General features: G+C 59.3%; 12 protein-coding genes. All 12 read left to right on the forward strand.

The window, feature by feature from the left end:
- The 12 genes from OQ460_RS24540 to OQ460_RS24595 all read left to right on the forward strand — a co-directional run bounded on the left by OQ460_RS24540 (position 1) and on the right by OQ460_RS24595 (position 14,297).
- On the forward strand, positions 1-318 hold the full coding sequence (locus tag OQ460_RS24540) for a hypothetical protein (protein WP_410019837.1): 318 nt from the start codon (positions 1-3) through the stop codon (positions 316-318).
- Position 319: 1 nt separating this feature from the next.
- Entirely contained in the window at positions 320-547 is a 228-nt protein-coding gene (locus OQ460_RS24545; RefSeq protein WP_084378295.1) for a recombinase-like helix-turn-helix domain-containing protein, read from the forward strand.
- A 21-nt stretch (positions 548-568) separates the two neighbouring features.
- Entirely contained in the window at positions 569-1,603 is a 1,035-nt protein-coding gene (locus OQ460_RS24550; protein WP_410019838.1) for a Rieske 2Fe-2S domain-containing protein, read from the forward strand.
- Positions 1,600-2,031: a RidA family protein gene (locus tag OQ460_RS24555; protein WP_410019839.1), complete on the forward strand. Its 432-nt coding sequence runs from the start codon at positions 1,600-1,602 to the stop codon at positions 2,029-2,031. Before OQ460_RS24550 ends, OQ460_RS24555 begins: the two co-directional genes overlap by 4 nt.
- Positions 2,024-2,977 carry a PDR/VanB family oxidoreductase gene (locus tag OQ460_RS24560; RefSeq protein WP_410019840.1) on the forward strand — a complete coding sequence of 318 codons (954 nt, stop codon included), beginning with the start codon at positions 2,024-2,026 and terminating at the stop codon, positions 2,975-2,977. The genes OQ460_RS24555 and OQ460_RS24560 overlap by 8 nt, the downstream gene beginning before the upstream one ends.
- A 400-nt stretch (positions 2,978-3,377) precedes the next feature.
- On the forward strand, positions 3,378-4,607 hold the full coding sequence (locus OQ460_RS24565) for a hypothetical protein (RefSeq protein ID WP_410019841.1): 1,230 nt from the start codon (positions 3,378-3,380) through the stop codon (positions 4,605-4,607).
- A 283-nt stretch (positions 4,608-4,890) separates the two neighbouring features.
- Entirely contained in the window at positions 4,891-6,342 is a 1,452-nt protein-coding gene (locus OQ460_RS24570) for an alanine/glycine:cation symporter family protein (RefSeq protein WP_410019842.1), read from the forward strand.
- A gap of 73 nt (positions 6,343-6,415) precedes the next feature.
- Positions 6,416-7,402 (forward strand): asparaginase, encoded by a 987-nt coding sequence (locus OQ460_RS24575; RefSeq protein WP_410019843.1) that lies wholly within the window; start codon positions 6,416-6,418, stop codon positions 7,400-7,402.
- 50 nt (positions 7,403-7,452) lie between these two features.
- Positions 7,453-8,445 (forward strand): AraC family transcriptional regulator, encoded by a 993-nt coding sequence (locus tag OQ460_RS24580; protein WP_410019844.1) that lies wholly within the window; start codon positions 7,453-7,455, stop codon positions 8,443-8,445.
- A 167-nt stretch (positions 8,446-8,612) separates the two neighbouring features.
- Positions 8,613-9,650: a histone deacetylase family protein gene (locus OQ460_RS24585; protein WP_410019845.1), complete on the forward strand. Its 1,038-nt coding sequence runs from the start codon at positions 8,613-8,615 to the stop codon at positions 9,648-9,650.
- Positions 9,647-10,738, forward strand: coding sequence for a polyamine ABC transporter substrate-binding protein (locus OQ460_RS24590; RefSeq protein WP_410019846.1), 1,092 nt, complete (start codon positions 9,647-9,649; stop codon positions 10,736-10,738). Before OQ460_RS24585 ends, OQ460_RS24590 begins: the two co-directional genes overlap by 4 nt.
- Positions 10,739-10,877: 139 nt before the next feature.
- Entirely contained in the window at positions 10,878-14,297 is a 3,420-nt protein-coding gene (locus OQ460_RS24595) for a dermonecrotic toxin domain-containing protein (RefSeq protein WP_410019847.1), read from the forward strand.
- The last annotated feature ends 19 nt before the right edge of the window (positions 14,298-14,316 follow it).

A 14,316-nucleotide genomic window follows, 5' to 3' on the forward strand; every position in this document is an offset into this window, starting at 1 on the left:
ATGCGCGAGACATTGCTGGTGAGCGTGCTGCTCAAGCACGACCAATCGAAGAACCTGGAAGACATTCAGCGCCACATGAAGCAGCAGGACTGGTGGGAGCGTTTCCCACCGCAAGGCGTCGAGTTGGTGTCGTGGACCGTGGCCATGGGCCTGGGCCAGATCGTCACCCTGCGTTTGCCGCCCAGTCTGCTGCCGAGCCTCAACGTCGAGCTCGAACGCTCGGCCTGGGGCGTGTTCAGCACTGAGGTTTTCCCTACATACGACTTTGTCCCGGTGCGCGAAACGATCCGCGAACGGGTACGCAATGGAGGTCAATGAGATGAGCACTACCGAACGATTCCTGGAGCCCCATCAGGCGCGCAAACGCCCCAACACGCAGTTCGAGGAGTTGTTGGGCGACTCCATCGAACGCGCTTTCGGCAACGGCGTGACCGAGTTGCCCGCGCTGCTCGCGCACCTCAACCTGGCCGGCCCGCCCTGCCCGCTGACCAGCGGCGAGTGGACTGCAGATGCCTATGAAACCCTGATGGCCCGGCTGGGCGAATGACCCGGCAGAAGGAATAAAAACATGACCATGCAACTGACCGTCGACCCTGTTGAAAACCATCTGGCCAATGGCCTCAAAGACCTCTGGTTCCCGATATTGCCGTCGGACCTGCTATGCGAAAAGCCGGTATCGGTGCGCCGCCTGGGCTTCAAGATCGCTCTGTGGCGCGACAACGACGGCCGCGTTCACGCCCTCGAAGACCATTGCCCCCACCGTGGCGCGCCGTTGTCCCAGGGCCCGGTGCTGGGTGATCGCCTGCAATGCCCTTATCACGGCATCGAAGTGCGCTGCGACGGCACGGTAACCAAGGTGCCGGGCAGCCCCGGCTGCAAGCTTGAAGGCAGCCGCCCCACGCGCATGTTCCACACCCGCGAGGCCGCTGGCGCGATCTTTGTGTTCAACGCCACCGATCCGCACCTGCAGACCCCGCCAGAGCTAGTATTGCCCGAGCAACTGACGTCGCCCGAGTGGAGCAGTTTCGTCTGCTACACCGAGTGGAAAGGCGATTACCGCTACGTGCTCGACAATGTCATGGACCCCATGCACGGCACCTACCTGCACAAGATGTCGCACTCGATGAGCGAAGGCGAAGCCACCGCCAAGTTCGTCACCCGTGACACCGACAATGGTTTCTTCTTCGAGAAAGAAGGCCAGCGCGGGGTGAATTTCGACTGGACCGAGTTCATGGACAACGGTTGCCATTGGCTGCGCCTGGAAATCCCTTATCCGAAAACCGGTGGCCCCGGTGGCAACTTCACCATCATCGGCAGCTACACCCCGAGCAGCCGCGCGCTGGCGGCGGTGTTCCACTGGCGTTGCCGCCCGCTGACCGGCTGGCAGCGCGACACCTGGCGTTTCCTCTACAAGAACCGCCTGGAAGCGCGGCACTGGGCGGTGCTGGAGCAGGATCGGGTGTTGCTGGAATTCATGGAGCCGGACGCCAACCAGCGGGAAAATCTTTACCAGCACGACTTGGGTGTGGTGCGGCTGCGGCGCTACCTGAAAAACGCCGCCAAGGCCCAGCTCGAACTGATCGAAGCGAAGCAACTGCCATGAGCCCCGCCGTTCAGCGGGTTGATTGCCCGGCCGTGCTCGAGCCTGGCGCTGCCACTTGGTCGAACGCCCTGTTGATCGGCCGGGAGGTGGTGATGTCGGGCATGACCGCGCATCCGGCTTCACGCGATGCGACATTGGACTGCTACGCCCAGACCCTGGTGGTACTGGGCAAGATCCAGGCATTGGTGGAGGCTGCCGGCGGCCATGTCGGCAATATCTTCCGGCTGACGGTGTACCTCACCGACATCGCGGACAAGGAACACGTGAGCCGCGCCCGGCGTGATTTTTTCGCCGGGCAGGCGCTGTTTCCGACCTCCACCCTGGTGGCGGTCAGCGCGCTGGTATGTCCCCAACTACGGGTCGAAATCGAAGCCGGTGCCCGGCTCGATGTCGACCTGCGTACTGTCACAGAGGTGAACGATGTCTAAGCTCCTCAACGCCCGTGTCCACACCCTGCGCTACGAAGCCGAAGGCATTATCAGCGTCGAACTCAGACCGTTGGGCGATACCGTATTCACGCGGTTCGACGCCGGCTCGCACATCGACCTGCATTTGGCCAACGGCCTGGTACGCAGTTACTCGTTGCTCAACTCGCCGAGTGACCAAGGGCGGTATGTGGTCGGCATCCTGCGCGACCGCAACAGCCGCGGCGGCTCGGAATATGTACACAGCCAACTGCGGGTCGGCATGCCCTTGTCGATCTCGGCGCCACGCAACAACTTTGCCCTGGACGTCAGCGCCAGCCACAGCGTGCTGGTGGCGGGCGGCATCGGTATCACGCCGATCTATTGCATGTTCCGGCAGTTGCTGGCACAGGGAAAATCCGCCGAATTGATCTACTGCGCTCGCTCACGCCAGGAGGCGGCGCTGGTGGAAGAGCTGAGCGGGCTCGACGCTCGAGTGGTCTATCACTTCAACGACGAAAAAGGCGTGCCGCCAGACCTCGCCAGTTACCTTGCGGGGCAACCGCTGGATACGCATTTCTATTGCTGCGGCCCGACGCCAATGCTCGATGCCTTCGAGGCCACCTGTGAACGCCTGGGATATCCCCATGCCCATATCGAACGTTTTGCCGCTGCCGAACTGCCGCCCAGCGCAGACGCGCAAAGCAGCTACCGCGTGGAGCTGAAAAAAACCGGCAAGACCCTTTCGGTAGAGCCCGGCCTGAGCCTGCTGGATGTGCTGCTCGAAGCCGGTTGCGACATCGAGCACAGTTGCCGTGAAGGCGTTTGTGGCTCCTGCGAGACACCGGTGGTGGAAGGTGAGATCGATCACCGCGACGGCGTGTTGACCAAAGCCGAGCGCGCTGCCAACAAATCCATGATGGTGTGCGTCTCCGGCTGCAAGAGCCGGCGTTTGGTGCTCGACCTTTAAGCCCCAGCACCTGTAGGAGCGGGTTTGCTCACTCCTACAGTTCATCCATAAAACACCGACGTGCCCATTTAATTGGCAACGTGCAATAAAGACGCACCGGTCACGGGCAACTTTGTTACCAACTTTCCTATGTGTTTCATGGGTTATACAAGCCGCGTTGTTTCCCATATAAACAATTGTTTTTAATAGTTTTTATATAAAGTTTCGACAAATATCATGCCTGGCATAGTTCCTGCTCTACACCTTGTGTATCCACAGATCAAACGGCGTTTCGCCGACAAAACAATAAGAGCCAACACTTAAACCGGCATCACCTGCTTCCGCCAAGTTGCCTCATAAGGCAAGCGGACGAGTGTTGCCGATCATCCGATAAAGCCGAGTAGCAGAAGGTGAGGTCAACATGACGCGTCGTATCGTATGTGCAGGATTGATGTTTGCCAGTTTCACCAGTTTCGCCGTCGAACCGATTCCGTCTGAACCGGTGCGCGCCAACGCGGCCAATAAACCTTTCCCCCATATATCCTGGCGCAGTGATGACGGTGACAGCAGCCTGGATATCGGCGGCGCATTACGTACCAACTATCGCGACGAACATTGGGACACTACCGAAAACAATGGTCGCTTCCTCTTCGACACATTCCGCCTGGATGTGCAGGCCACTTACAAGAGCCTTTACAGCGATATCGGCTACTGGTTCCAGGACGACGGTAAACGTGCCATCGACCGTGGCTTCGTCGGTTATCGACTCAACGCCAATTCCAACCTGCAGTTGGGGGCGCCGTTCAAGCCTTTCGGCCTGGAGCCTTATCCACAATTCGGTTGGAGTTACCACCTGCCGTTTTTCATGGGTTATGCCGTCAGCGCCGGTACCGGTCTCAAATACAGTTACAAGGATCAGGACTGGGACGTGCAACTGGGTTACTTCCCGCGCATGTTGCCCAGCGACATCCGCTACTCACCGGAAGTCGGGCGCTACGCCGACCTGGATGACAATGCGATCGCCTTCACCCAGTCGCGCCAGGACAACGAGAAACGCAACCAATTCAACGCTCGGGTAGCGCGCACCTTCAACAACGACGGCTGGAAAACCGAGATCGGCGCCTCGCTGGCCACTGCCCAGTTGTACAACGCCACCACCAAGGACGATGGCGATTACTGGGCCGCAGGCGTGCATGCCGTCATCAGCAAAGGCCTGTGGACCGTCACCACCCAAGCCATCCGCTACGAATACGACCCGCAAAACCCGGCCGGTGTCAGCCAGGACTCGGTGCTGATGGGCGGCAACGGCCTGACGCCTGCGTACCTGATCGCCTCCAAGGCCAGCCTCGCTTCGCTGAACGTCGGCTACGACATCTACACGCCCAGGCTCGGGCAGTTGAAGAAAATCAAGTTGTACAGCGACTACAGCCGGATGATGAAAGACAAGAGCGGCTGGGACGACTCGCAGATGTATACCGTCGGTGCGCAGTTCCTGGCCATGCCGGTCATGGCCTGGGTCGACCTGACCTGGGCCCGCAACGCCAACCCCTACGGCGGTGCGGAGAACGGTAGTGGGTTCACCAATACCAGCTCGGTGGGCAGTAACGAGTGGTATTACCGTACCAACGTCAATATCGGTTATTACTTCTAAGGTTTACCCCGTAGAACCGTGCTTTCCCCACCTACCATTCCTCGGGCAAGTGCGCCGGTTGCAGACGGCTGGCGCACACATAGGTATAGTGCCGCCCCTCTTCACATGCGCGGTCGTCGGTAACGAGACCTCACTCATGCGAACTCCGAACTAATAACAACCCGCGAATTGGAACCGGGACGACCCTGAGCCCCACCTATCGTGCTGTCTGCGCGACGTGGTGTAACTCAATGTGTCGTGCGGTCCGGCTTCTGTCTTTACAAAAAACAGCGAGGAATACTCCATGCTTGAAGTCATTAACGACTTCCTCTCAGGAAAAGTACTGATCGTGCTCATTGTCGGGCTCGGTGGTTACTTCACGATCCGCTCGCGTTTCGTTCAGTTCCGTCACTTCTTTCACATGTTCGCGGTATTTCGCGACAGCCTGAAAAGCAGTGCCGGTCAACTCAGCTCGTTCCAGGCGCTGATGCTCAGCCTCGCCGGGCGCGTCGGTGCCGGTAACATTGCCGGCGTCGGCATTGCAGTGACGCTCGGTGGACCGGGCGCTGTGTTCTGGATGTGGGTGACGGCATTGGTAGGCATGTCCTCGAGTTTTATCGAGTGCTCCCTCGGCCAACTCTATAAGCGCACGGATGCGGACGGCACTTACCGTGGCGGCCCGGCCTATTACATCCAGCACGGCCTGCACAAGCGTTGGCTGGGCATGGTGATGGCGTTCCTGTTGCTGGTGACCTTCGGCTTTGCCTTCAACGGCCTGCAAGCCCACGCCGTGACGCACTCGCTCAATAACGCCTTCGGCTTCGACACCACCTACACCGGCCTGACGCTGGCGGTGCTGCTGGGCCTGGTGTTTATCGGCGGGATCAAGCGGATCGCTTCGATTGCCGACCTGCTGGTGCCAGTCAAGACCCTGGTCTATATCGCCGTGACGGTCTACGTGATCGTGCTGCAATTCGACCAGGTGCCGGGCATGCTGATGACCATCGTCAAGAGCGCCTTCGGCCTCGACCAAGCCTTCGGCGGCCTGGTGGGCAGCGCCATCATCATGGGCGTGAAGCGCGGCGTATTCGCCAACGAAGCGGGCCTGGGCAGCGCACCTAATGTCGCAGCCGTGGCCTCGGTCGAACACCCGGTCGCCCAGGGTGTGGTCCAGGCATTCAGCGTGTTCCTCGACACCTTCATCATCTGTACCTGCACCGCCTTGCTGATTTTGCTGTCGGGCTTCTACACCCCAGGCTTCGAAGGCGACGGCATTGCCCTGACCCAGAACTCCCTGGCAGCAGTCGTCGGCGACTGGGGCCGGATGTTCATCTCGGCGGCCCTGGCTTTGTTCGTATTCACCTCGATCATGTACAACTACTACCTGGGCGAGAGCAACCTGCGCTTTTTGGTCGGCAACAACCGCAAGGTCCTGATTGGCTACCGCGCGCTGGTGCTGGTGCTGATTTTCTGGGGCTCGATCGAGAACCTGGGCACCGTATTCGCCTTCGCCGACATCACCATGACCATGCTGGCGTTCGTCAACCTGTTCGCCCTGGTGTTCCTGTTCAAGATCGCCATGCGCCTGCTGCGTGACTACGATGGGCAGCGTGCCGCCGGGATCAAGACGCCGGTGTTCGATTCCAACCAGTTCCCGGATCTGGACTTGGACCGCAAGGCCTGGCCAGCCAACCCGGCAGCGCCTGAGCCTGCCGCCAAGGCCACTGCTGAATCGATCGCTCAAGCGCAACGCTAAGAGCAGATGACACACCGTGTGGCCTTGGGCATGCTCTGGGCCACGCGGTGTTTTTCATTCAGGAGAATGTTCGATGTCCTCAGCACATAACATCATGGTGCTCTACACCGGTGGCACCATCGGCATGCAGGCCAGCGCCAACGGCCTGGCCCCGGCCTCGGGTTTCGAAGCCCGGATGAGCGAGTATCTCGCCACCCAGCCACAACTCAACGTACCCGCATGGCGCTTTCGGGAAATGGCGCCGCTGATCGACAGCGCCAACATGACCCCGGCGTATTGGCAGCGCTTGCGTGCTGCGGTGGTCGAAGCGGTGGATGAAGGCTGCGATGGTGTGTTGATCCTGCACGGCACCGACACCCTGGCCTACAGCGCGGCGGCGATGAGTTTCCAACTGTTGGGGCTGGCGGCGCCGGTGGTGTTCACCGGCTCCATGTTGCCTGCAGGCGTGCCCGACAGCGATGCCTGGGAAAACGTCAGCGGTGCGCTGGTAGCGCTGGGCGAAGGCCTGGCAGCGGGCGTGCATTTGTACTTCCACGGTGCATTGATGGCCCCGACCCGTTGCGCAAAAATCCGCAGCTTCGGCCGGCATCCATTTGCCGCGTTGCAACGTAACGGCGGCGCCACCAAGGCTGACTCGATCCCCCAGGCGCTGGGCTTTCGTCACGCCAAGGCGCAGGCCAATGTTGGCGTGTTGCCACTGGTGCCGGGCATTGGTGCGGCGCAACTGGATGCCCTGCTCGACAGCGGTATCCAGGCACTGGTGCTGGAGTGCTTTGGCAGTGGCACCGGGCCGAGCGACAACCGCGGGTTTCTCGCCAGCCTTGAACGAGCCCGGGATCAGGACATAGTGGTGGTCGCCATCACCCAATGCCATGAAGGTGGCGTAGAACTGGATATCTACGAAGCCGGCAGCCGTTTACGCGGCGTGGGCGTGTTGTCCGGGGGCGGCATGACCCGCGAGGCGGCTTTCGGCAAGCTCAATGCATTGCTGGGTGCCGGGCTCGAAACCCGCGAAGTCCGCCGCCTGGTAGAGCTGGACCTCTGCGGCGAGCTGCGCTGAGCGGCATGTAACTTGCTGTTCTTCCAGCCATCCCCTGGCTGGAAGATTCCATGCTGCACTCCCATCTCACCACCCTCAACGCCGTGTCCCTGGTGCTCGAAACCTTCAAGGGCGAAGGCCCGTCGCCTGAAGAACTGCTCGCCGGCAGCGGTATCTGCGCAGCGGACTTGAACCGACCCGACACGCGGATCACCACCAATCAGGAAATGCGCGTCTGCGCCAATGCCGTGGCCCTGCGCCGGGATATCGGCCTGGACCTGGGTCATCAGATGCATGTTTCGTCCTACGGCATGCTCGGCTATGCCCTGCTCACCAGTGCCACCTTTGGTGACGCTTTGCGCCTGGCGTTGCGCTATCCGGCGCTGCTGGGAACACTTTTTGAATTGAGCCTGCGTGAAGACGGCAATCACATCTGGTTCACCGCCAGCGACTACCGGGAAATACCGACGATGGAGACCTTCAACGTCGAACTGTGCCTGGTCTCGCTGAAAGTCATCTGCGACGACCTGCTCGGCCAGCCCATGCCGCTGCTGGGCGCGCGCTTTGAACACCCGGCGCCGGATTATCGAGCACGCTATGCGCAGCGCTTCGCCTGTCCATTGCATTTTGCGGCCTGCAGCAATGCTTTCGCCTTCGATAAAAGCTGGCTGGACCAGCCACTGCCCCTGGCCGACGCCATTACCCACCAGACCATGGCCGAACGCTGCCGCAAACAGAACCTGGAGTTCACCGGGCGTCAGGCCTGGCTGGGCAGAATCCGCCAGTTGCTGGCGGCCCAACTCAGCGCCGCCCCTGGCATTGAAGGCCTGGCCTTGCAGATGAACTGTTCGGCCCGCACCTTGCGCCGACACCTGCATGACCTGGGTTGCAGCTATCAGGAACTGCTCGACGAGCTGCGCTTTGAACGCGCCAAGCAGATGCTGGGGGAGGATCAGCTGCCGATCCACCGTATCGCCGAGCAACTGGGCTTCAGCGAAACCGCCAGTTTCCGCCACGCCTTTGTACGCTGGAGCGGTGTCGCGCCGAGCGCCTTTCGTGCTTGAGCCTGCACCGCGCTGAAGCTGTCACAAGCCAGCCCGCTCCCGAATGGGGCGAATTAGGGACAAATAATTTGGCCGCATTTATCCCCTTTTGGCCGCTCCTGCCGTTCTCATAATGTGCGTCCACCGCAAGACTGCACATAACCGATACAGCCTGCGGAGAACAACAAATGCTGACGATCTACTCGCACGATCACCACCTGCATCATGGCCGTTGCGAACTGATGGACGGGCAACTGATGCCCTGCTTCGAAATGCCTTCGCGCGCCGACCATGTGCTGCAGCGCGTGCAAGCCCGCGAACTGGGCCCGGTACAGGCGCCGCAAGACTTTGGCCTGGCCCCGCTGCAACGTATCCACAGCCGCGATTACCTGGAGTTTTTCAAAGGTGCCTGGCAACGCTGGACCGCCTTCAATCAGGACGGCGACCTGCTGCCCTACACCTGGCCGGCCCGGACACTGCGCCAGGTGTTGCCCACCAGCCTGCATGGTCAATTGGGTTATTACAGTTTCGACGGCGGCGCACCCATTACCGCCGGAACCTGGCAAGCCGCCTACAGCGCCGCCCAGGTCGCGCTGACTGCACAAAAGGCGATCCAACAGGGCGCAAAAAGTGCCTTCGCGTTGTGCCGACCGCCGGGGCATCACGCCGCCAGCGACTTGATGGGCGGTTACTGCTACCTCAACAACGCCGCCATCGCCGCCCAGGCTTTTCTCGACCAGGGCCACAAAAAGGTCGCGATCCTGGACGTCGACTACCACCACGGCAACGGCACGCAGTCGATCTTCTATGAGCGCAGCGACGTGCTGTTTACCTCGATTCATGGGCATCCGGAGGCGGAGTTTCCATTCTTCCTGGGGTATGCCGATGAGCGTGGCGAAGGCGCGGGAGAAGGTTTCAACTTCAATTACCCACTGGCGGCCGGTGCCGACTGGAGCCGTTGGAGCGCAGCGCTGGAAGACGCCTGCAACGAGATCGAACGCTACAACGCCGACATCATCGTGGTGTCTCTGGGAGTGGATACGTTCAAGGATGATCCGATCTCGCAGTTCAAGCTCGAAAGCCTGGATTACCTGGCGATGGGCCGACGCATCGCACAGTTGGGCAAGCCCACGCTGTTCGTCATGGAGGGCGGTTACGCGGTGGAAGAAATCGGCATCAACGCCGTCAACGTACTCGAAGGTTTTGAACAGGAGTCAGGCCAATGAACAAGCTCAAATCACTGGCCCTGTGCGCCGCGCTCGTGACAGGCACCGCACACGCGCAAGAGAGCACGCTGCGGGTCTACAACTGGTTCGACTACATCACGCCCAAGGCGCTGGATGACTTCAAGGCGCAGAACCCCGCGATCAAACTGGTCTATGACATTTTCGACACCAACGAAGCCCTGGAAGCCAAGCTGCTGACGGGCAACTCCGGCTATGACGTGGTAGTGCCGTCGAATGTGTTCCTGGCCAAGCAGATCGAGGCCGGCGTGTTCCAGCCCCTGGACCGCAACCAGTTGCCGAACTGGAACCATCTGGACCCCAAGCTGATGAAGCTGATCGAAGCCAACGACCCGGGCAATAAATTCGCCGTGCCGTACATGTACGGCACGATTCTCATCGGCTTCAACCCGGACAAGGTCAAGGCCGCGCTGGGCGCCGATGCGCCGGTGGACAGCTGGGACCTGATCTTCAAGCCAGAGAACATCAGCAAGCTCAAGCAATGCGGGGTCGCCTTGCTGGACTCACCGTCGGAAATCCTGCCACTGGCCCTGCAACACCTGGGCCTGGACCCGAACAGCAGCACCCCCCAGGACTACGTCAAGGCGCAGGCATTGATGCTTGAGATTCGTCCGAATATCACGTACTTCCACTCCTCCAAGTACATGGCCGATATCGCCAACGGTGACATCTGCGTGGCTGTCGGTTATTCCGGCAGCTTCTCCCAAGCCGCCAATCGCGCCAGGGAAGCCGGGAACGGCGTGACCGTGGACATGCGCCTGCCCAAGGAGGGCGCGCCGATCTGGTTCGACATGCTCGCCATTCCCAAGGGGGCAAAAAACCCACAGGCCGCCTACACGTTCATCAACTACCTGCTGCAACCGAGTGTTATCGCGCCGGTCAGTGATTTCGTCGGTTATCCCAACCCGAACAAAGATGCTACCGCGCAGGTCGATCCAGCCATCCGCAACAACCCCAACCTGTATCCCACCGAGGCGGCGATGGCCACGCTGTATACCTTGAAACCCTTGGACGCCAAGGCCGAGCGTGCCCGCACCCGGGCCTGGACCAGAATCAAGTCCGGGACCTGATCCACCGTCGCCCCGCGCGGGCGCATGCAACCTCACACAGGGCCCCGCGCTATCTAATAACCACCCGCAGCATTGCCCCTCTCATATCTTTTGTATTGCAACGGCGCCACCCACGGCGCCGAACAACAATAGGAAGATCATGAGCATCCGCCCCTCGCAACCCGACACAGACTCACTCAACCCTGCGCTACAACAAAATGCACGTATCAAACGTTTAAGCAGCCAGGGGCCGAGCATCCAAGAGGTCGCCGCAGACATACTGACCAAAGAGCTGAAGACGCTGTATCCCAAGCTGCATATCAATCCCGATACCACGCTGGTCGTGACTCCTCTTTGGGAACTTATCGATGACGACTTGTCTTGCCGGGAAATGGCATACGAGTCGTTGACCAACACCCTTCTGCACCACAGCTTTGAGAAAACCCTGGCCAACTATGTAGAAGGTGAACACTTTCTGACCTACGAGCCGCTGTCTCCAACCCCGACGCATCTGGAGGTCGACATTGAGAAAATTGCCCATTTGCTCAATGACCTTGCGGCGGTTTTCTTAGTCGCATTCAAAGAACGGCAATTGGCTTTCTGGAATGAAACCGAGAATCAGCTCCCGCGTTGGCAGGTACTCTCCGATGAAATGAAAGAGGCTCTCAATGTCGAGACGGTCGCGGGCTGGGACGCTGATCACTGCGCCCTTGCCCGGGCTGTCTCGGCCTATCCCGATAAAGCCGCGCGTATCGTCAACCGACCCGAAACGGCTGATATTCAGGTATGCCTGATCGATGTCGATGCCTCAAACGGCGATAGCCACGAGCACCTCTTGTCGATTGGCGCGGCGGTGCTGAGCGGGCGCTATGAAGCTCGCGACATCCTGTTGATGTATACCGTCGAGTACGGATATGAAGCCTTCGATACGGTACAGGCCTTGGGAGACGCGATACTCACTCGACTAAGCCCGACCACGGCTTCAAACAAACTGACCTGGCGCCTGGTTGAACCCGAAGGCAACTTTTTCGACCATATGATCTGGGCTCTGATCGATAGCCAAGCCCAGAGCATCGAGGCACTCGACCTTGTCAAGGAGACGCCAGCGCCTTTCAGCCTCGACACCCCGCTCACGGACCAGCCCAGCAAAACGGACCAGGCCCGCTTGGACCAGCTTCAAGGGGCAATACCCGACTGGCTGCGCAACGCCTCTTCGCAGGACCTGAACGCCTACAGCCAACACTTAATCGACCTGAGCCAGTTGCGCGACCAGAAGCCGAACGATCTGTTTGAAATCCCTTCCATCCAGACCTTTGCCCAACAAAAAATGCGCGAGGCGATCATCGCCGACAAAACCGTGAAGGGTGCCGATAAGCTGCCACTCGACACCCTGCAGATAACCAGCACCGAAAGCTTCACGGTGGGTGTGTTTGTGCTGCCCAACCCCTTGGGGCGTCATATCCAGACCCTTGGCGAATATGCCCTGAACAATTCGCCGCCCTACCTGGCGAGCATCAGTTTCAAGCAAGGCCAAACCGTGCCCGAATGGCTGACCCCCAAGTACCTGAGCACCCTCGCGCAACAGGTGGACATTGGTAAGGTTTATCCGCAATTGATCAAAAGCAAATTGATCGATGACCCGAATGAAGCCCCCCGGCAAAAGCAGATGTATCAACGCCAACTGCGGTCATTGCTGCCGTTGCTGGCGCTGGAATGCAAAGTACGGCAACAAGGCAATGTCGACGAGCAGGGCTACGGCTATATCAATGAACTGGTAGCTCCTACTTTCCACCGTCGACCGCCGATTGTTGTGCGCCCATTGTCTTTGTACCCCCACAACCGAGTCGGTGGCACCAATGATGAAGTCCTCAATATGTTCATCATCGGTCCACGCGGCCCGCAGGATGCCCCCTACCTGCTTTATCGGCCGCTGATGGACAAACCGCTGCTGCAGTTCCCATCGTTGCAAAATCTGGTATATGCCCTGCATCAACCGGGAGAGTTGCGCGACTCGGTCCTTGCCTGGCTGCCCAATCGAGCGTTGAGCTTCAACTACTCGCAATACATGTTTCCCGTCGGGCTGCCCTCTCCCTGGTTGACCCTGCAATCAGTGTCCGAACCCCTGAGCCTGCTGGAGTGGACCGGGACGGTAGGGCTTTCGACCACAGAGCTTACCGGTGACGTATTTGCGGCATTCTTTGACGCCAATGCCAAAGCCATGGTCGAACTGGCAGACCGGCAATCACAATCCAACGCCGAAAGGCGCTGGGCGTTGCTCAAAGACAGTGGTTGGGCCGTGTTCAACGCCGTGTCCGGCTTCCTGAACGGGTATGCTGGCGCGGCGGTGTGGGCCTGGCAAATCATCAATGACATTCAACAAGCGTTGGATGCCCGCCAGCAAGGCAACAGCCTGGTTGAGTGGACCCGTCTGGGCGATGTACTGATGGCGCTGTCCATCATCTTGATCCATCAGGCCAACCAGCGGCGCCAAACCGGCGTCGGCCCCGAGAGCCCCCGCCAGGCGAGGCCGGTGGCGCCAGTGACCAAGCCAGTGCTGACGGTTCAACCCACCATCACCGCCAAAGAAGGCCGGTTGCCACACAGCGAGTTCGCGACAATTGCCGTCGACGGCTCGATACCACGACGAACTCCCGAACAACTGAACACCTTCCTCGATAGCCTCAAGGTGGAAGCTCCAGACCTGAAAGATCCAGACATCACGATCACCACTTTTGCGGGCGTCCCACCGCTCTATCAACTGCATGAAAAAAACTTCGCCAACGTCGACCAACGCTGGTTCGAAGTGACTGAAAATGCCGATGAAACCATCCTGATTATCAACCCGCAACAAACCTCGCGCACCGGCCCATGCCTTGTCCATGATCACCAAGGGCCTTGGCGCATCAATACGAGCCTGCGTTTGCTGGGCAGCGGCAAAAGCTTGAAAGTCCAGCTCAGAGCCACCCGGCTGGCCAAGACAAAACGCCGGGAGGAATTGGAGCAACAGTTAAAAACACTGAAAGAAAAAGAAACCACCAAAAAAAATGAACTAGACAGCCTGCGCAAAAAATTCACGCCTGAAACCGAGTCACCGTCACGGCAGAACTACCTGGACAAAACCAATGAACTTATTGCGCATTATCAAGATGCACTCGCCAAACTGCAGACGTGGCGAGAGACAGGCGGAACAGCGGGCTATACGCAGGAGTTATTCAGGCTGAGCACCGAATGCCACAAGCGCATCAGCCTGTGGCTTGCACTGGAACAGCGTCGTTACGTAAAGGCCATGGAGGAGGTTCAGCAAAGCCTAAGCGACGACCTGAGCCCTCAACAAGCATTGGTGGATAACATTACGCAAATGACGCAACGAGGCATCGCGATGACGGCCAAGCTGAAGCTTCTGAACTCGTCGCTGGAGCTTCTGCCCAGTGTGGGAGCCACAGGCATCATAGCGGCCGAGCGATTAAAAGCGTTGGCGCCCCCTTTTACCCAGTGGGATTTCAAAACCAATGAAATCTCGACAATTTACGAACTGGGTATGACTCACCCACATGGGTTACAAATCAGTTCAAGCACATAGGTAACAGTTATTAACTGGC

The organism is Pseudomonas imrae, from assembly GCF_046352735.2.
GTDB classification, from domain to species: Bacteria; Pseudomonadota; Gammaproteobacteria; order Pseudomonadales; family Pseudomonadaceae; genus Aquipseudomonas; species Aquipseudomonas imrae.